General features: G+C 68.7%; 13 protein-coding genes and 1 pseudogene. 10 read left to right on the forward strand and 4 right to left on the reverse strand.

The features are described 5' to 3' along the window. Positions 1 to 144: 144 nt before the first annotated feature. The 3 genes from ACFY93_RS07380 to ACFY93_RS07390 are packed head-to-tail and all read left to right on the forward strand — an operon-like array spanning position 145 to position 6,478. A complete protein-coding gene (locus tag ACFY93_RS07380; protein WP_391354408.1) occupies positions 145 to 2,136 on the forward strand; it encodes an N-6 DNA methylase in 1,992 nt (663 codons plus the stop codon). Continuing rightward, entirely contained in the window at positions 2,133 to 3,299 is a 1,167-nt protein-coding gene (locus ACFY93_RS07385) for a restriction endonuclease subunit S (RefSeq protein ID WP_391354410.1), read from the forward strand. The genes ACFY93_RS07380 and ACFY93_RS07385 overlap by 4 nt, the downstream gene beginning before the upstream one ends. After that, positions 3,296 to 6,478 (forward strand): type I restriction endonuclease, encoded by a 3,183-nt coding sequence (locus ACFY93_RS07390; protein WP_391354412.1) that lies wholly within the window; start codon positions 3,296 to 3,298, stop codon positions 6,476 to 6,478. The genes ACFY93_RS07385 and ACFY93_RS07390 overlap by 4 nt, the downstream gene beginning before the upstream one ends. 57 nt (positions 6,479 to 6,535) lie before the next feature. Here the strand turns inward: ACFY93_RS07390 and ACFY93_RS07395 are convergent, their stop codons facing one another. Next, entirely contained in the window at positions 6,536 to 6,742 is a 207-nt protein-coding gene (locus ACFY93_RS07395) for a DUF397 domain-containing protein (RefSeq protein WP_391354414.1), read from the reverse strand. Continuing rightward, positions 6,739 to 7,593 carry a Scr1 family TA system antitoxin-like transcriptional regulator gene (locus ACFY93_RS07400; RefSeq protein ID WP_391354415.1) on the reverse strand — a complete coding sequence of 285 codons (855 nt, stop codon included), beginning with the start codon at positions 7,591 to 7,593 and terminating at the stop codon, positions 6,739 to 6,741. Before ACFY93_RS07400 ends, ACFY93_RS07395 begins: the two co-directional genes overlap by 4 nt. 127 nt (positions 7,594 to 7,720) lie before the next feature. Here ACFY93_RS07400 and ACFY93_RS07405 point away from each other — a divergent pair, with 127 nt between their 5' ends. Further along, positions 7,721 to 8,164 (forward strand): ATP-binding protein, encoded by a 444-nt coding sequence (locus ACFY93_RS07405; protein WP_391354417.1) that lies wholly within the window; start codon positions 7,721 to 7,723, stop codon positions 8,162 to 8,164. Between the two features lie 26 nt (positions 8,165 to 8,190). Here the strand turns inward: ACFY93_RS07405 and ACFY93_RS07410 are convergent, their stop codons facing one another. Further along, a complete protein-coding gene (locus tag ACFY93_RS07410) occupies positions 8,191 to 10,014 on the reverse strand; it encodes an adenylyl cyclase (protein ID WP_391354418.1) in 1,824 nt (607 codons plus the stop codon). A gap of 341 nt (positions 10,015 to 10,355) precedes the next feature. Between ACFY93_RS07410 and ACFY93_RS07415 the strand changes: the two genes are divergently transcribed. The 5 genes and pseudogenes from ACFY93_RS07415 to ACFY93_RS07435 form a co-directional block, all read left to right on the forward strand. After that, positions 10,356 to 11,906 (forward strand): protein kinase, encoded by a 1,551-nt coding sequence (locus ACFY93_RS07415; RefSeq protein ID WP_391354795.1) that lies wholly within the window; start codon positions 10,356 to 10,358, stop codon positions 11,904 to 11,906. Between the two features lie 230 nt (positions 11,907 to 12,136). Next, on the forward strand, positions 12,137 to 14,302 hold the full coding sequence (locus ACFY93_RS07420; protein ID WP_391354420.1) for a UvrD-helicase domain-containing protein: 2,166 nt from the start codon (positions 12,137 to 12,139) through the stop codon (positions 14,300 to 14,302). Between the two features lie 270 nt (positions 14,303 to 14,572). Then, positions 14,573 to 15,304 carry a hypothetical protein gene (locus tag ACFY93_RS07425; RefSeq protein WP_391354422.1) on the forward strand — a complete coding sequence of 244 codons (732 nt, stop codon included), beginning with the start codon at positions 14,573 to 14,575 and terminating at the stop codon, positions 15,302 to 15,304. 113 nt (positions 15,305 to 15,417) lie between these two features. Beyond that, positions 15,418 to 16,785 carry an SMI1/KNR4 family protein gene (locus ACFY93_RS07430; protein ID WP_391354424.1) on the forward strand — a complete coding sequence of 456 codons (1,368 nt, stop codon included), beginning with the start codon at positions 15,418 to 15,420 and terminating at the stop codon, positions 16,783 to 16,785. Between the two features lie 2 nt (positions 16,786 to 16,787). Further along, a pseudogene (locus ACFY93_RS07435) lies at positions 16,788 to 17,075 on the forward strand (nuclear transport factor 2 family protein); the annotation flags it as partial. 185 nt (positions 17,076 to 17,260) lie between these two features. Here the strand turns inward: ACFY93_RS07435 and ACFY93_RS07440 are convergent. Beyond that, positions 17,261 to 17,452: a hypothetical protein gene (locus tag ACFY93_RS07440; RefSeq protein WP_391354426.1), complete on the reverse strand. Its 192-nt coding sequence runs from the start codon at positions 17,450 to 17,452 to the stop codon at positions 17,261 to 17,263. A gap of 154 nt (positions 17,453 to 17,606) precedes the next feature. Here ACFY93_RS07440 and ACFY93_RS07445 point away from each other — a divergent pair, with 154 nt between their 5' ends. Then, positions 17,607 to 18,026, forward strand: a complete 420-nt coding sequence (locus tag ACFY93_RS07445) for a hypothetical protein (protein ID WP_391354428.1) — start codon at positions 17,607 to 17,609, stop codon at positions 18,024 to 18,026. The last annotated feature ends 31 nt before the right edge of the window (positions 18,027 to 18,057 follow it).

An 18,057-nucleotide genomic window follows, 5' to 3' on the forward strand; every position in this document is an offset into this window, starting at 1 on the left:
GCGTTCGGGGTGGCGATTCGCCCCATACGGCACGCGGACCTTCACCCATAGACCACACTTGTCAGGCCGCTCCGGTCAGCCGCCCTGTGCGGTACGGCTCGGGCGGTGGGGTTGGGACATTTCGGAAGGAATCCGGGGATCCAGTTGAACAGCAGTAAGCACACGGAGTTGGCGAACCACGCGTGGTCCGTCGCCGACCTCCTGCGGGGGGACTACAAGCAGTCCGACTACGGCAAGGTCATCCTGCCGTTCACGGTGCTGCGGCGACTGGAGTGCGTGCTGGCGCCGACCCGCGACAAGGTCACGGAGACCCTGGCGAAGTTCTACGGCCAGGACATCATCGCGGACAAGTTCCTCCGCAAGGCCTCCGGTCACGCCTTCTACAACACGTCCACGCTCACCCTGAAGAAGATCGCGGCGGACCCGCAGAACGCGGCGAAGAACCTCACGGTGTACGTCAGCGCGTTCTCCGACAACGCCCGCGGCGTCCTCGAACGCTTCGAGTTCGCCCAGCAGATCAAGCGACTGGACAGCGCGGGGCTGCTCTACCTGGTCATCGGCAAGTTCACCGACCTGGACCTGCGTCCCGAGGTCGTGTCCAACCACAACATGGGCTACATCTTCGAGGAGCTGATCCGCCGCTTCTCCGAGCAGTCCAACGAGACGGCCGGTGAGCACTTCACGCCGCGCGAGGTCATCCAGCTCATGGTGCGGCTGCTCGTCGCCCCGGACGGCGACGCCCTCCAGCTCCCGGGCGCGGTCCGCACGGTCCTCGACCCGGCCTGCGGTACGGGCGGCATGCTCTCCGCGATGGACGACCTGATCACGGAGCTGAACCCGGACGCCACGGTGGAGGTGTTCGGGCAGGAGCTCAACCCCGAGTCCTGGGCGATCTGCCGGTCCGACCTCATGATCAAGGGCCAGGACCCGGAGAACATCGCCTTCGGCAACTCGTTCAACGACGACGGGCACGCGCGCAAGACCTTCGACTACATGCTGGCGAACCCGCCGTTCGGCGTGGAGTGGAAGAAGGTCAAGGACGAGGTCGAGGACGAGCACAAGCAGCTCGGTGACGCCGGCCGCTTCGGCGCGGGCCTGCCGCGCATCAACGACGGCTCGCTGCTGTTCCTCCAGCACATGATCTCGAAGATGAAGCCGGTCGACGTGGACGGCGGGGGCGGCTCGCGCCTGGCGATCGTCTTCAACGGCTCTCCCCTTTTCTCGGGCGCCGCTGGCTCGGGTGAGTCGGAGATCCGCCGCTGGATCCTGGAGAACGACTGGCTGGAGGGCATCGTCGCCCTGCCGGACCAGCTCTTCTACAACACCGGCATCTCCACGTACTTCTGGATCCTGACGAACAGGAAGAGCCCGGACCACAAGGGCAAGGTCGTGCTTCTGGACGCCCGCGACCAGTGGCAGAAGATGCGCAAGTCGCTGGGCGACAAGCGCAAGGCGCTGGGCAAGGAGCACATCGCCACGGTGGTCAAGCTGTACGGCGAGGCCCTGGCGGTCGCGGGCGACGCCGAGCACCCGTTGCACGGCAAGGTGAAGGTCTTCCGCAACGAGGACTTCGGCTACCAGCGGATCACGGTCGAGCGCCCGCTGAAGCTGCGGTTCGAGGTGACGGAGGAGACGTTGGCCGCGCTTGAGGCGTCCAAGCCGATCCAGAAGCTGCCGCAGGCTGCGGCTCTGGCGGACGCGTTCAAGTCCCTGATGGGCACGAGCTGGGGCACGAAGCAAGAGGCTTGGCTCGCCTTGAAGGACGCGGTGGTGCAGGCCGGCGGGACGTGGCCCACGGGGGCGCCGTTCAACAAGGCGCTGCGGGAGGTCGTGGGGGTGCGGGACCCGGAGGGCGAGGAGCAGCTCGTCAAGGGCCAGCCTGAACCGGATGCGGAACTCCGGGACTTCGAGAACGTTCCGCTGGGCGAGGACGTCGAGGAGTATCTGGCGCGGGAGGTTCACCCGCACGTGCCGGACGCGTGGATCGACCACGGCAAGACGAAGGTGGGGTACGAGATTCCGTTCACGCGGCATTTCTATGTGCATTACTCGCCTCGACCGCTGGCAGAGATTGACGCAGATTTGAGGGCGCTGGAGGCCGACATTCAGGCCCTGTTGGGGGAGGTCACCCAGTGAGCGACTCGGAGACTCGGGAGGTCGCACTCAAATGGGTACTCAACCTGCGTAGCGGAACGTCATGTGACGAGCGGGTGGACAATGGCCGATTTCCCGTCATGGGTGCTTCTGGAAGCATCGGCCGAACGAACCGAGCCAACACCAAGGCCGGTTCGGCGATCATTGGCAGGGTGGGCACAGTAGGGGCGGTGAATCGCACGACCACTGACTGCTGGGCTTCCGACAACGCCATCGTGGCAACGCCCGGACCAAGCCTAACGTCGCCCTACATGTTCTACCTCCTGCTGGGCGCTCGCCTCCCCGAACTGGCTTCGAAGACTGCTCAACCCCTCCTGACTGCGACATCGATCGGTGATCAGCGTTTCGTCATCCCCGGATTGGCGGAACAGCGCCGCATCTCGGACTTCCTCGATACCGAAACTGCCCGCATCGACCAGCTGATCCAGCTGTACGGAAAGCTAGCCACGCTGACCAACGAACGATCCCAGCGAGTGGTGGACGAAGCGGTGGACAGGGGTGAGAAGTCCGTACCGCTGCGTTACGTCATTCGCTTCCGAGAGGGCCCCGGCATTATGGCCACGGACTTCCACACCTCAGGAGTACCACTCATCCGCATCGCCGGACTCAAACAGGGCAAAGTGAGTCTGAACGGCTGCAACTTCCTCGACCCTGAGAAGGTGGCTCACCAGTGGCCGCACTTCCGGCTTCGAATCGGCGACCGACTGATCAGCGGGAGCGCAACGATGGGAGGGGTATCGGTTGTCAATGACCCGACAGTCGTTGGCGCCATCCCCTATACGGGCCTAATAATTCTACGCCCGGCACATGCGAACGTATGCATGGAATACATCGAGGCATTCCTTCAGTCTTCCTTGTTCTCGCGGCAGATCAACCTCCTTAAGACCGGCGCAACCATGCAACACTTCGGGCCCACCCACCTGTCCCAGGTGCGGGTTCCCATGCCGCCACTCAACCGGCAGCAAAGCGCCGCCGCGATCGCGCGTGAGGCACTGAGTCACGCCTTCCATTGCAAAGAACTCACCAAGCGGCAAATTGCCTTGCTCAAAGAACGCCGCCAAGCCCTCATCACCGCCGCCGTAACCGGCCAGCTCGACGTCTCCACCGCCAGCGGCCGCAACGTAACCGAAGGAGTATTCGCATGAGCCCCGTGCACGACGAGTCCTCCTTCGGTTCCGCCATCGTCGCCGCCCTCTGCGAGCGGGGTTGGCGGGAGGCGAACCACGAGGACTACCGGGCCGACCTCGGCCTGGACACCAACGAGCTGTTCACCTTCATCGGCGCGACCCAGCCCGACGAGTGGGACGAGCTGCTCACCGTCTACGGAGGCGACCCCAACGAGGCGCAGCGTGGCTTTGCTCAGCGCCTCGACCGGGCCATCGCCGAGGACGGACTGCTGCACGTTCTCCGCAACGGGGTCAAAGACCGGGGTATCCGCCTCCGCGTCGCCTACTTCAAGCCCAACCTCATCTCCGCCGACTCCGTCCTCGACGGCTACCGGGCCAACCGCCTCACCGTCGTCCGGGAGCTCCCCTACGCGACCAAGCAGGCCGACTGGGGCCACCGCCTCGACCTGACCCTGTTTCTCAACGGCATACCCGTAGCCACGGCCGAGTTGAAGAACCCGCTCACCGGTCAGGGCGTCGAGCAGGCCAAGGAGCAGTACCGGACCGACCGCGACCCGACCGAGCTGATCTTCACGCGCCGCGTCATCGCGAACTTCGCCGTCGACCCGGACCTGGTCTTCGTCACCACGCAGCTCCGCGGCAAGAGCACCCGCTTCCTGCCGTTCAACACAGGCTCGAACGGCCCCGGGCAGCCCGGCGGTGCCGGCAACCCGGCCCCGACCGCGCACGGCACGTACGCCACCTCGTACCTCTGGGAAGAGGTCTGGCAGCGGGACAACTGGCTCGACCTGCTCCAGCGGTTCGTGCACCAGCAGAAGGAGAAGACGCCCGGCGGCGGCACCACCAAGTCGACGATCTTCCCCCGCTTCCACCAGTGGGACGTGGTCCGCAAGCTCACCGCGCACGCCTCCGTCCACGGCGCCGGCCAGAACTACCTGGTCATGGCGTCGGCCGGCTCGGGCAAGTCGAACACCATCGGCTGGCTGGCCCACCGCCTCAGCGACCTGCACGCCCGCCGTGATCCCGCCGTCCTGCGGCCGGACGCCCTCGCCGACGGCCGCATCAAGCCCGGCGAGCCGGTCTTCGACAAGGTCATCGTCATCACCGACCGCCGCGCACTGGACGCCCAGCTCTCGGCGACCGTCGGCAGCTTCTCGCAGACCGACGGCCTGGTCGTGAAGGTCGACGAGAAGCACGGCGCCAAGAGCGAACAGCTCGCCCGCGCCCTCTCCCGGGACACCGGCAAGATCGTCACGGTCACCCTGCACTCGTTCCCGGCGCTGCTGGACTACATCAAGCGCAATCCCACCGAGATCAAGGGCACCCGCTTCGCGATCATCGTGGACGAGGCGCACTCCTCCCAGTCCGGTGACGCCGCCACCGCCGTGAAGTCCGCCCTGCGTGACCTCGGCCTGGACGCCGACTCGGACGACGAGGGCGCGACCACCGTCACCGTGGACGACCAGCTCAAGGCGAGGGCGGTGGCACGTTCCCGCGCCGCCAATCTCTCCTACTTCGCCTTCACGGCCACGCCCAAGTCCAAGACCCTCGAACTCTTCGGCACGGAAGGCGTGGAGAACGGCAAAACCGTCTACCGCCCCTTCCACACCTACTCCATGCGGCAGGCCATCGAGGAAGGCTTCATCCTCGACCCCCTGCGCAACTACGTCACCTACAACACCTACTGGAAGCTCGCGAACCTCAACCGCGACGAGAAGGAGGTCGACCCCTCCAAGGCGAACAGCCAGCTCGCCCGGTTCGCCCTCATGCACGAGCACACCGTGTCCCAGCACGCCACGGTGATCGTGGAGCACTTCCTCGCCCACACCCGCGGCCGGCTCGGCGGACGTGCCAAGGCCATGGTCGTCACGGCCTCCCGTCACTCCGCCGTCCAGATGGCCCGTGCCATTCGCAGCTACATCGCCGACCGCGAGTACGACACCAAGTACCCGGACATCGGTGTGCTCGTGGCCATCTCCGGCACCCTCACCATCGACGGTGAGGAGACCACCGAGGTCAAGGAGAACGGCGGCATCTCCGAGGCGGCGCTACCGAAGGTGTTCGCGTACACCCGCGCCGACGACAAGGCCGCGAAGGCCGGCGGCAAGGGGCAACAGGAGTACCGGATCCTGGTCGTCGCCGAGAAGTACCAGACCGGCTTCGACCAGCCGCTCCTCACGACGATGTACGTCAACAAGACCCTGACCGGCATCGCCGCGGTGCAGACCCTCTCGCGCCTCAACCGCACCGCCGACCGCAAGTCTCAGGCCGACCTCGCAGTCCTGGACTTCGTCAACGAGGCCGAGGACATCCAGGACGCCTTCCGCCCGTACTTCGAGGAGGCGCACACCCTGCCCTCCGACCCGAACCTCCTCTACACGGCCCAGAGCCGCGTCATGTCCGCGCCGATCATCTCGGAACGGGACATGGACGAGTTCGTCGCCGCGTACCTGGAGGCGGAGAAGAAGGCGGGCGGCGTCCAGTCCAAGTGGGAGAAGCTGCACGCCGAGCTGTACCGGCTCCTCTCCCCCGCCGTGGTCCGCTTCACCGCGCTGCTGGAGAGCGAGGAGGAGGACGACGTCGAGACGGCCGAGGAGTTCCGCGCCAACCTCAACGACTACGTCCGCAAGTACGGCTTCCTCGCGCAGATCGTGCCCTACCGCGACGCCGAGTTGGAGCGCCTGCATCTCTACGGGCGGCACCTGCTCAACCGTCTCCCCCGCCTCGCGGACGGCGGCGTCGACATAGGCGAGGTCGACCTCAGTCATCTGCGCGTCGAGAAGACCGGCGAGCACGATGTGTCCCTCAACCCCGAGGGTCCCGCCGAACTCAAGGGCTTCGGTGACGGCGTGGGCGGGACCAAGGACGACGAGAAGTCCCTGCTGTCCGAACTGATCGACAAGTTCAACGCCAAGTTCGGCACGGAGTTCACGAAGGAGGACGTCCTCCCCGCCTTCAACGCGACCAAGGAGGACCCGAAGGTCCGCGCCGCCGCCGTCGTCAACGACGAAGAGAACTTCGGAATCGTCTTCGACAAGAAGTTCGAGGAGAACATGATGGATCATGTCTCCACGATCGACACCCTCGGCAAGCGGTACTTCGGCACCGACCGGGACTTCAAGTCCAACCTCGACCGCAGCGCCCGCCGCGCGGCCTGGCGGATGATCCGCCGGGAGGAGGGGCTGGACGAGATCTGACGCGTGCGGGACGCGGTCCGTACTTCGCGCACCGCGTCCCGCCGCTCTTCGATCAGTTCAGCGTCCTGCGGTCATCCGCACGAACCCGGCCCACGCCTCGGGGCCGAAGGCGACCCTGGCTACTGCGGGTCGCTTCGAGTCCCTGACGAGAATGGCTCCGGAGACTGCGGCGACCTCGACACATTCACCACCGTTGCCCGTGCTGTAGCTGCTCTTGGTCCAAGCGGCCTCGGGCACAGCCGCCTTGCTGTGCTGCACGCTCATGTGTCTCCCATCAGTTGCTCAATGAACGCCACTGACTCGCTCGGTGTCAGCGCCTGTGATCGGAGGATGCCATAGCGCGCTTCCAGCGTGCGCACGTAGGCAGCGTCGGTGTAGAGCCGACTGTGGTCCTGTACTTCCGCGTAGGCAAGGCGCTTTCCGTTGTCGGCGTCGATCAGTGAGAAGGGGCCGCCCAAGGCCGCATTGTCCTCTCGGTCGATCGGCATGACCTGCACCTCCACGTTCCTCGACTGGCCCGTGAGGAGGATCTGTTCCAGCGCCTCACGCATGACCTTCCGACCGCCGATCGGCCTGCGCAGCACCGCCTCCTCGATCACGAAGCTCATCAAGGGGGCAGGGCGCCGACGAAAGATCTCCTGCCGCACCATGCGCGCTTCGAGCCGCTGTTCGATCACATCGTCCTCCAGCAGCGGCCGCTGCATGTGGAAGACGGCTCGGGCGTAGTCCTCCGTCTGCAAGAGTCCTGGCACCGCGTACAGGGCGTACACGTTCAGCGCTGTCGCCCTCCCCTCCAGCCGGGCCATGTCCCGGAAGAACGCCGGATACTGAGCCCGCCCCACCTCCTCCTTCAGCGCCGTGAGGACACCCCCCGCCCCCAGCACCTCATCCGCCTTCTCGATGAACCGAGCCTGCGGAATCCGTCGCCCCTGCTCGATAGACGCCACCGTGTCCGCGGAGTACCCGAGCCGCTTCCCGAACTCGGCCCTCTCCAGTCCCGCCCGCACCCGCAGCAGCTTCAGCTGCCGGCCGAACGCGGTCACCACGCCCGTCCCCGGCTCGTCGTCCGGCCGCTGCTGCCGCTGCGCCGCCGTCTCCTCGTCCCTCAAGGTCATCCGTCCCCGCCTCCTGTCCGCTCCCCGCGTACCACCACGTACAGCGCCCGCGCCCGCCCCGTACGGCGGTCCGACGTCAGCGCGTCGCCACTGGTCACGCTAGGCCACGAAGGGCCACCGTGAGTGCATGACCGCAACACAACCACCCCTCACGGTGCACAGGTTCGCCATGAGCTTCAGCTCCACGCCGCGCGGCGCCCGCCTGGCCCGGCGCCTGTGCGCGCACCGGCTGGACACCTGGGGGATCCCGTACGACACCGACGCGCACGACGTCGTCGCACTGATCGCCTCGGAGCTGTGCGCCAACGCCGTACGGCACGGGCACGTCATCGGCCGGGACTTCCGCGTCCTGCTCACCGCCGACCCCGCCGCCGGCACCGTGCGGATCGAGGTCACCGACACCCGGGGCGAACGTCTCCCCCGCATGCCCGCCGCCCACACCGAGGAGGCCGACCCGCACGAGGGCGGGCGCGGCCTCCTGCTCGTCGAGGCTCTTGCCGACCGCTGGGGCTGGAGTCCCCGCGTCGACGGCGGTCCCGGCAAGACGGTGTGGGCGGAGTGCGCCGTGTGACGGTCGCTGCCTGCGGACGGCGCAGGTCAGACCACGCCGGCGCCGTTCGAGTACGACTTCATGCTGTAGGTTCCGAAGCCGTTCACCACGGGGTCGCCCGTGTCGTTGACGCAGTGCAGGATGCCGCCGCCGCCCGCGCCGTTGAGGCAGACGGTCATCAGTGAGGTGAAGGTGACGCCCGGGGTGTCGGGGGCCTCGTAGGCGCGGTCGGTGTATATGTCGGCGTTGAGGTTGAAGAAGGCGTAGCTGCCCAGGCCCCACGCGTGGTGGTCGGTGACGTGGTCGCCGACCTTGTAGGCGGCGAAGCCGTTGGTGTCGCCGTGTCTCCAGGCCGACTGCGTCGGGACGTCGTAGGGGTGCTCGTTCTGGAAGAAGTAGGTGCGGCCGTGGTTGCCGTTCCAGAGCACCTCGTGGTTCTGGTGGTGCTCGACGAACAGGCCGTAGGTGGTGACCCGGTCGCCGTTGACGAGGAAGCCGACGCCCGCGGGGTTGACCGACCAGCCGACCGTGCCGTCGAGGCCGTGGTCGGCGCGCCAGGCCCAGATGTGGTCGGCGATCACGTCGTTGCTGTCGATCCGGATGCTGACGTCCGTGCCGCCGGGGACGGCGCCGCCGATGCGCGGGAAGATGTCGAAGAGCGCGGTGGGGCGGTGCGCGTGGCTTCTGCGGCTGCGGCCGTCGCCGACGCGCAGCAGTACGGGGGAATGGGCGGAGGCGGCCTCGAGGAGCACGCCGGCCACGGTCACGTCGTCGACGTCGGCGACCTCGATGAGCGAGTTGTTCTTGACGGCCTGGAGGGTGGCCAGGCCGAGGCCGAGGACGACGGTGCCCGGCCGGCGGACCCGCAGCGGCGCGGACAGCGGGTAGATGCCCGGGGTGAACAGGAGGTGCTTGCCGTGGGCGAGCGCCGCGTTGATGCTCGCGGCGGAGTCGCCCGGCCGGGCGACGTGGAACGCGGTGAGCGGGATGCTGTGACCGGCGGTCCGCCCGCCGGCCCAGGAGGTGCCGGTGGAGTCGCGGCGCAGTGCGGGCACGAAGACGTGGTAGGCCCCGCGGCGGTCCACCGTGAGGAACGGCTTCTCCCGGATCACCGGGGTGCGGTCGACGGTCGTGTAGGGCGGGGTCGGGAAGGACGTGGCGGGTGCGCCCTGGACGCCGACGAAGACCATGTTCCAGTTGGCGCCCTTCCAACTGCCGATGGTGGCGTTGCGGGTCAGCCACTGCTGCTGCGAACCGGAGTCGATCTGTCCGTCCACCACGCTGTCGACCAGGAAGCCGCCGCTGGACCAGCCGTTGCCGGGCGGGCTCGGCATGAGGATCATGTCGCCCTTGACGTGGACCCGGCGCATCGGCGCGGCCTGGGCGACGGCCCAGCGGTCCAGCCCGTCCGGCGGGACGACGGTCAGGTTCTCGGCGGCGCGCCAGAAGTCCTGGGTGCCGTTGCCTTCGAACCACTGGGCGTCGACGGTCACATGGCCGTTGATCACGACGTCCTCGGGGCCGGCGCCGAGGCCCAGAACGTGCGTGTAGAAGCCGACGTTGATCTCGACGTTGTACGTGCCCGGCTTGAACGCCAGGGCGTACCGCTCGGTGCCGAACTGGTTGGACTCCTGGACGGCGAACACGGCGTCGATCTGCTTCTGGATCGCCGCGTCGCCCATCGACGGGTCGAAGACCAGGACGTTCGGCCCCAGACCTGTCGTGCCATGGCCGTGACTGCCATGGCCGTCCGCGCCGACGCCAGGGGCGGGGGACGACGCGAAGGCGGATCCTGCGGTGGCGCCGGCCAGCGGCACCGCTGCGGCTGCGACAGCCGCTCCGCGAAGCACGGCGCGGCGAGAGGGAATCACGGACACGGCTCTCCCAGAAGATGGTGGGCAAAACGGGACCGCGGCTGGTCCCCAACCGCGTGAGAGCGCTCTCAGGCACGGAGTGAATCATCGCCGGTATGCAGCGTCAATAGGTCTGCACCAATAACAGCGCGCCCCGCTGGCCGAGTTGGCACGCGGGCAGGCCGACGCCGCGAGCCCTGGCTGGACGCACGGAACCCGCAGCCACGAAACTGGTCCCCAGCACGACGAAGAACGAGGAACACTTCGGTCACGTGACGGGACGGGGCGGGAACCAGGTGCCGGACGTACGACGGATCGCGGGACGCTACGAGCTGTTGGAGCAGTTCGGCCACGGCGGCATGGGGGACGTGTGGCGGGGTTACGACGCCGTACTGGACCGGCCGGTCGCCGTGAAGCTGATCCGCCCCCAGGCCGTGACCTCCCCGCACACGGCGGAGGAGTTCGAGAAGCGCTTCCGGCGCGAGGCGCGGGTCACCGCCCGGATCCAGCACCCCGGCGTGCCGCAGGTCTACGACGCGGTGCTGGACGAGTCGTACGAGCAACTGTTCCTGGTGATGGAGCTGGTCGACGGCGTGCCGCTGACCGCGTACGTGCACCCGGACCGTCCGCTCCCCGTCAGCTGGGCGGTGGCCGTGGCGGCGCAGGTGGCGACCGTGCTGTCGTACGCCCACGACGTGCCCGTCGTCCACCGTGACCTGAAGCCGGGCAACATCCTGGTCGCCCGGGACGGCACGGTGAAGGTGCTCGACTTCGGCATCGCGGCCATCCTCCAGACCGACGTCACCAAGCTGACCAGCACCGGCAGCCCCATCGGGACGCACCAGTACATGGCACCGGAGCAGGTGCGCGGCGCGCGGGTCACACCGCGCACCGACCTGTACGCGCTGGGCTGCGTGCTGCACGAACTGCTGTGCGGACAACCGCTGTTCTGCGGGGACAGCGAGTGGCAGCTGATGACGCAGCACGTCAGCGCGACCCCGACTCCGCTGCGGCAGCTGCGCGACGACGTACCGGCGGGCCTGGAGGAGCTCGTCCTGCACCTGCTCCTCAAGGCACCGGAGGCGCGTCCGGCGGATGTGCAGGAGGTGTACGAGCGGCTGCGGCCCTTCCTGCCGGGGCCCGGCGAGGAGGCCGCCCCACAGGAGGCGGGACCCGCCGGAACGCCCGACCCGACCGGCATCTTCCGCCGGCCCTACTCGCCCCGACCGCGCGCAGGTGCCGCGGGCGGCGCGCGGTCCGCCGCCCGCGTCGTCGGCCCGGACGCGTCGCCCGTCGTGCCCGCGGCCGAACGGGAGGCGCTGCGGGAGCAGATCCGCGAGGTCCACGCGCACTATCTGGCCCTGATGGAGGAGGAACGGTACGCGCAGGCCGCCGACGTGGTGGGTGAGCTGATCGAGCCGGCCGCGCGGTCCCTCGGTTCGGAGAACAAGGCGGTGCTGCGGCTGCGCTCGTGGCAGGCGGTCAGCAGGCAGCTGGCCGGTGACCACCGTGCCGCACTGCCGGAGTTCGAGGTGCTGGCCGATGCCTACGGTCGCGTGAGCGGCCCGAGCAGCGAAGAGGCGTTGGAATGCCGGGCCCAGGCGGCGCGCTGCCGCGGCGAACTCGGCCAGGTGACCGAGGCGCTGTCCGGGCTGCGAGGCGTCCTGGAGACCGTTCGCGCCATCGACGGCGACGTCAGCGAGAACGCGGTGGAGCTGCGCCGCGACATCGGCATGCTGCTTCTCGCGCAACAGCGGGCGGCCGAGGCCTTCGACGTCCTGGAGCCGCTGCACTCGGACCTGTGCGTGGTGTTCGGGCCCCACGACGAACTGACCGCCGAGGTGGCCGAGACCCTGGCGGTGATCCGGCTGGATCTCGACGGTGGCGACGGCGGCGGTCCCTCGGCCTGACCTGGCCTTCGCCCGCACCGCGGGCGGCCGGGACACTAGGTCCTGTCCTGTCTGGAGTTTCCCGTCGTCTGCCCGAAGGGCAGGCCGCGCGGCGTCTGGTGCGGTGCATCGGCGTGCGGCCGGATCGTCCTCGTACTGGACGTACTTGGATGATTCGGCCGTGCGCCGAGGTGCCGTGCCAGGCGTCGCGCGGCAGACGGGAAACTCCAGACAGGACCTAGGATCTCCGCATGCCCCAGCTCGCCTTCGACGTCGGATTCTTCGCCGAACTGCCCAAGCTCCAGCCCCCGGTCAGGAAGGGGGTCCTCGACGCCTGGGAGAAGTTCAACCAGCTCACCCTCGACCAGCTCTTCAAGGATCAGGGTCTGAAGCTGGAAAGCCTGGTGCAGGCGAAGGACAAACAGATCCGGACGATCCGCATCGACCAGTTCTGGCGCGGGGTCGTGCTCGCACCGCCTTCCGGGGACACCTTCGTCCTGCTGCGGGTCATGCCGCACGACAAGGCCATCGCCTGGGCGATGAAGCAGAAGTCCAGCATCAACGAGGTGACGCGGGCCATCGAGATCCGCGACGCGGCGACCCTGGACGAGATCACGCCGGCCTACGAACGGGTCGCGGACGGTTCGTCGAAGGAGCGGCTGTTCGCGAAGTTCTCCGACGGGGACCTGAAGGCGCTGGGCATCGACGACGAGACGCTCCGGCAGGCCCGTTCACTCGTGGACCAGGAGCAACTGGACGTCTTCGCGCCGCTGCTGCCCCAGGACCAGCGGGAGGTTCTGCAGTACCTCGCCGCGGGCTGCACGGTGGAGGAGGTCTGGCAGGACATCGTGGCGCCCGCGCTGCACGCGTCCACGCAGCCGGTGGACACGCGGGACTTCGAGACGGCGATCCAGCACACCCGGGCGCGTATCGCGCTGGTGACGGCTCCCGAGGAGCTGCGGGACATTCTGGAGAAGCCCTTCGCGGCCTGGCGGGTCTTCCTGCACCCGTCGCAGCGGAAGGTGGCCTACCGGGCGTCGTACTCGGGGCCCGCGCAGGTCACGGGCGGGCCGGGCACCGGCAAGACAGTGGTCGCGCTGCACCGGGTCAAGCACCTGCTCGGCTATCTGCGGGACGGCGACCGCATCCTGCTGACGACGTACACCAACGCACTCGTCAACGCCCTCCGTTCGGGCCTGGAGTCGCTGGTGGACGATCCGGGACTGCGCGCGCGTGTCGACATCTCGACCGTGGACGGCTTCGCCGGGCGGGTCGTCGCGGAGGCCCCGGGCGCGGTGGCGCTGCGGCCGCTGCAGAGCAACGAGGAGGTCAGCCGCTGGGGCAAGGCCGCCAAGGCGACCGGCTTCACGGGCAGCGCGCAGTTCCTCGCGCAGGAGTACCGGCACGTCGTCCTGGCGCAGGGCATCGGCAGCCTGGCCGAGTACGAGGCTGCGGACCGGCGGGGCCGGGGCAGCAGGCTGACGGCCGCCGAACGGCCGCTGGTGTGGGAGACGGTGGAGCGGTTCACGGACGGCCTCGCGGCGGACGGTTGCCGTACCTGGTTGCAGACGTGCGTGGAAGCGGCGCGGCTGCTGGAGGTGAAGGGGCCGCCGTACCGGCACGTGGTGGTGGACGAGGCACAGGACCTGCATCCGGCGCAGTGGCGGCTGCTGCGTGCGGCCGCTCCCGCCCGCCCGGACGACCTGTTCATCGCGGGTGACCCGCATCAGCGCATCTACGACTCGAAGGTGTCGCTCAAGTCGCTCGGCATCAGGGTGACGGGGCGGTCGGTGAAACTGCGGAAGAACTACCGCAGCACCCAGGAGATCCTGCGCTGGTCCACGGCCCTGCTGATCGGCCGGCCGATCGCCCAGCTCCAGGACGAGGGCCGTAACGAGACACTGCTCGGATACCGCTCCGCCCTCCACGGCGACGGCCCCACCGTGCGGGGCGCGGCGAGCGAAGAGGCTGAACTGGACGCGCTGGTCGACCAGGTGCGGGCATGGAGGGACGCGGGTGTGGGCGCCGGGGAGATCGGGGTGAGCGCCCGGTTCAACAAGACGTGCGGGAAGGCTGTGGCGCACCTGAAGGACGCCGGCATCCCCGCGGTGTCCCTGCGCAACGCCTCCGGCAACTCCTCGGCGGGCTCGGACGCGGCCGTACGCGTCGGAACCATGCACTCGTTCAAGGGGCTGGAGTTCCGCTGCGTCGCGGTCATCGGTGTCAGCGACGAGGCGTTGCCGTTCGCGAAGGCGGTCACGCCCCCAGACGTCGATCCCAAGCAGCACGAGGCGGACTTGATGTCCGAGCGCTGCCTGCTGTTCGTGGCGTGTACGCGTGCGCGGGACGGTCTGTACGTCTCGTGGACCGGGCAGCCCAGCCCCTTCCTGGTGGAGTCTGGCTGCGGCGTCGATTAGGCCAGCGACCCCCGCGCCTCATCTGACCACACGCAAGCCAACTTTCGCGGTTTGACGGCGCTTTCACCCTATGGGAAGGTGTAGCCGATTCAGCTCGTGAAGGGCCGCGCGGCTAGGGGAGTCGTGCTGCCAAGGGGAGGGCGGGCCGTAGCAACAGGCGTGGCTCCAGCCGACCGTGGCACGTCCCTCGGTCATGGCGGCCCGCACCTGCTACGACCCGCGGCATCGCGGACGTCCTCGACGCAGGCGCTCGCGGAAGGGGTGGTGGTCATGGCCGACGAGAAGACACCGGACGAGGGAGCGGTCGAAAAGGCCGGCAAGTGGGTCGCCGACCTCGCCGAGAAGGTGATGCTGAACGGCGTGGGGCCGGTCACCGGGTCGGCGACCTGGGCCGAGGACCGCCTCGCACGTCGGCAGGGCGACGCCTACCGAGCGCCGGACGACGGGGAGCGCCGCTCCCCCGACGACATGAAGGACGACATCGACGCCGTCATCACCCGCCTCATCAAGGAGTCCGTGGCTGCCGCCGGAGCTCAGGGCTTCGTCACCGGACTCGGCGGTCTGATCACCGCGGGCATCACCATCCCCGCGAATGTCGCCGCCTCGTTCGCCGTCAACATGCGTTTGGCCGGCGCCATCGCGCACCTTCGGGGATGGGACATCCGGGACCCGCACGTACGGACCGTCGTCACGATGCTCGCGATCGGGATGAGCGCGCAGAACGTCATGGCGGCCTTCGGGGTGAAGATCGGTCAGAAGATCGGCGAGCAGATGCTCAAGAAGCTCCCGATCGCGGTGATCCGGAAGATCAACAACAAGGTCGGGTTCTTCCTCATCGCCAAGTACGGAACCCGGCGCGCGGCGATCACGCTCGCCAAGGGGATTCCCATCCTGGGAGGGATCGTCGGAGGCGCCGTGGACGCCAGCGCGACCGCGATCATCGGACGGGCCACGGACAAGGCTCTGCGCGGCGGCAGCCTCCAGGCCGAGGAAGCGAAGTAGCACAGCCGACCGACGTCGGCCGGCACCCCGCCAAGCCCCCTGCACCCGGATCCGGTTACAGGGGCTGCACTCGTGATCCAGAAATGGCGAGCACACCCTCAGGAGGTCTTTCCGTGCCCTCGCTTCATGACGTCTCCACCTGGCAGCCCCTGCTGCGCCTCCTGCACGCCGCGCACGCCGACACGCTCTCCGAGCCCGGCGGGCACGTGGCGGGGCAGATCAGTCCCGGTGCATGGAGTGTTCCCCTGCCGCACCGGCCGCCGCAGCCCGGGCATGCCTCACTGGTCTCGCAGTTCGACGCGGTGGGCCTGATCGTCGAAGCGCTCGAGGAGAACGGGACCGGCAGTGTCTCCTTCGTCGTCGAGGCCTCCTCCACGCCCGGTGGCGTCCGACTGCACCTGATCGAACCGAGCTCCTCCACGGAGCCGGGTATCGCCACCGCGCACCCGGGCACGCTCCTCCTCGCGGACGGGGCGCTGCCCGAGCCGGTGCGCCGCCTGCCCGATCCGGTACCCGGCGCGGTACCGGCCGCGTCCGCGGACGCGGATCTGCTGCGGAGCACTCTTCGTGAGAGGCTCCCGGACTCGGTGGGCGCCTCCGAAGAGGAGATCGCAGCGGCCGAGGCGCGCCTGGGCGTGCCGCTGCCGCCCGAACTGAGGTACCTGTACCGGGTGGTCCGGGGCCGGTACGAGGACTGGGACGACCTTTGGGACCCGTACGACACCATCGGCTGCGAACTGTTCCCCCTCGGCGAGGTGTACGTCGCCGACGCGGCGTCCCGGCGGGTGCTGTGGCAGTTCGGCGCCATGGAGGCGGTCGAGACGGGTCCCGAGCACGCCGTGCAGCAGCTTGTCGGCTCTCCGGGCTGGATCGTCTTCGGTGACAACGGCGGCGGTGACCGCATCGCCGTCGACCTCACGCCGGGTCCGGACGGACACGTCGGACAGGTGATCATCATCGGTCACGAGGGGAACATCGGTGCCGGGCTGGTCGCCGACTCCCTCACCGACATGGTCGTCCACCGCCACTTCGACGGCCGTCCGGTCCCGAGGGTCGAACGGCCCCCGCTGGTCGCTCACGTCAACCGTGTCTCCCTGCCCAGCATCGAGGTCGCCGCCCACGCAGGCCTGGAGGTCCTGAGCATCGGGGTGTTGGAGAAGGAGCCCCTGAGCCTCGCTCCCGTCTTCGGCCTGCCGCACCTGCGGACCCTCTGTGCGTATGCCGGTACTCTCGCCGATCCGTGTGAGATCGCCCGGCTCACCCACCTCGAGTATCTGGAGCTCCCTCCTTCGGAGTGGCGTGTCCTGCTCGACGCGGGGGCCGTGCCCACGGGGCTCCTCGCCGCGGGCATCGCGGCCCACCAGCAGCGGGACAACCCGTTGCGGACCATCGCCCTCGCCAACGAGATCCTCGCCCTGTACGGCCGGCCGCCGATCACCGGGATCACGGTGATGGAGGGAGCGGCGTACTCCGGAGACTGAAGCCCGTGGGCGGAGACACGTGGCGCGGGCATGACGGCATGGCGCGGTTCTTCCGCAGGATGGGAGAGGTGTGGGAGTCGTTCGACATGGTCGAGCAGCAGTTCCTCACCACCGGTGCGACCGCGGTCGTGCTCACACAGATTCGTGCCCGTGCCCGCGCGACCGGCCGTGAACTCGGCTTCCCCATGCTGCAGACGGTCAAGGACGGGCGGATCACCGAGGTCCGTCCGTTCTACTGGGACACTCGGGCCATCGCGGACGCCTGCGCCGCACCGGCACCGACAGACTGAGGTCGACGCCGGCCCGTGGGGGGAGCCGGTTCATCCGTCCTCAGGGGGCCGGCCAAGATGGAACCTGAGCCAGCCGCCCATGGTTCCAGATCGCCGCGAACCGATTCCCGTTCTGTCACGGTCAGTTCGATCGCGGCGGCCTTGTTCACCATGCGCTCCGTCATGGTTCGTCGCCCAGGCGGGGTCTACGGGTCGTCGTCGTAGTTGATCTGGGCGGCGCGTCTGGTCACTCCGGTCACCTCGACCGTGACCAAGTCGCCCTTGCTGCCGTGGTCGATCTGGCCTGCACTACGGCTACCGCCTCTCCACTCGGGGGTCTGGTACCCGCCGCGGCCGGGTCGTGACGGTGTCGTCACGGTGCGATGAGGAGTCGTCATGGTGTGCGCAGTTCTGCCACGGACACCACATCCGCCACCCGTGACGGACGACTGACGAGGAAACCCGTCCCAGGCCGTCGCGGCGCGGGGCGGCTCCGCGGCTCCGCCGCGGGGTGCGTCTTCTCGGTGCCGGGGGTGTGCTAGGGATGTCTCCATGTCGCTGCCGCACGTCGTGCTCACGGACTCACAGGCCCGCCTGCTGGCGGAGCTGGTGCTCGCGCCCCTCCCGGTCCGGAAGGGGCGTGGTGAGGTCACCGCGGAGGTCAGCGAGGAAGAGGTGGCGGCGCGGGGCCTGGACCACGATGTGACGTCGGCGGACCTGCCCCGGCTCGCTCACCTCGGACTTGCCGTACACGCGGAGGGATTCGTGCGCGTCACCGACCTCGGGACGGCAGTGCACTTCGAAGCGCGGCTTGGTGCCGCGCACGCCCGCCTCGGGGACGTGGTGCGCTTCGCCGATGCGCTGGACAGGACGCATCCCCGTCTCGCCCTGACTCTCCGTCTGCTGGCGCAGGGCGACATCACCGTGCAGACGGCAGTCACCGAGGCGGCCTCCGCGGAACGGTGCCGCTGACGCGGCACTCGCACACGGCTCGGTCAGCCGC

Origin of the sequence: Streptomyces sp. NPDC008313 (assembly GCF_042956125.1) — a bacterium.
Taxonomy (GTDB): Bacteria; Actinomycetota; Actinomycetes; order Streptomycetales; family Streptomycetaceae; genus Streptomyces.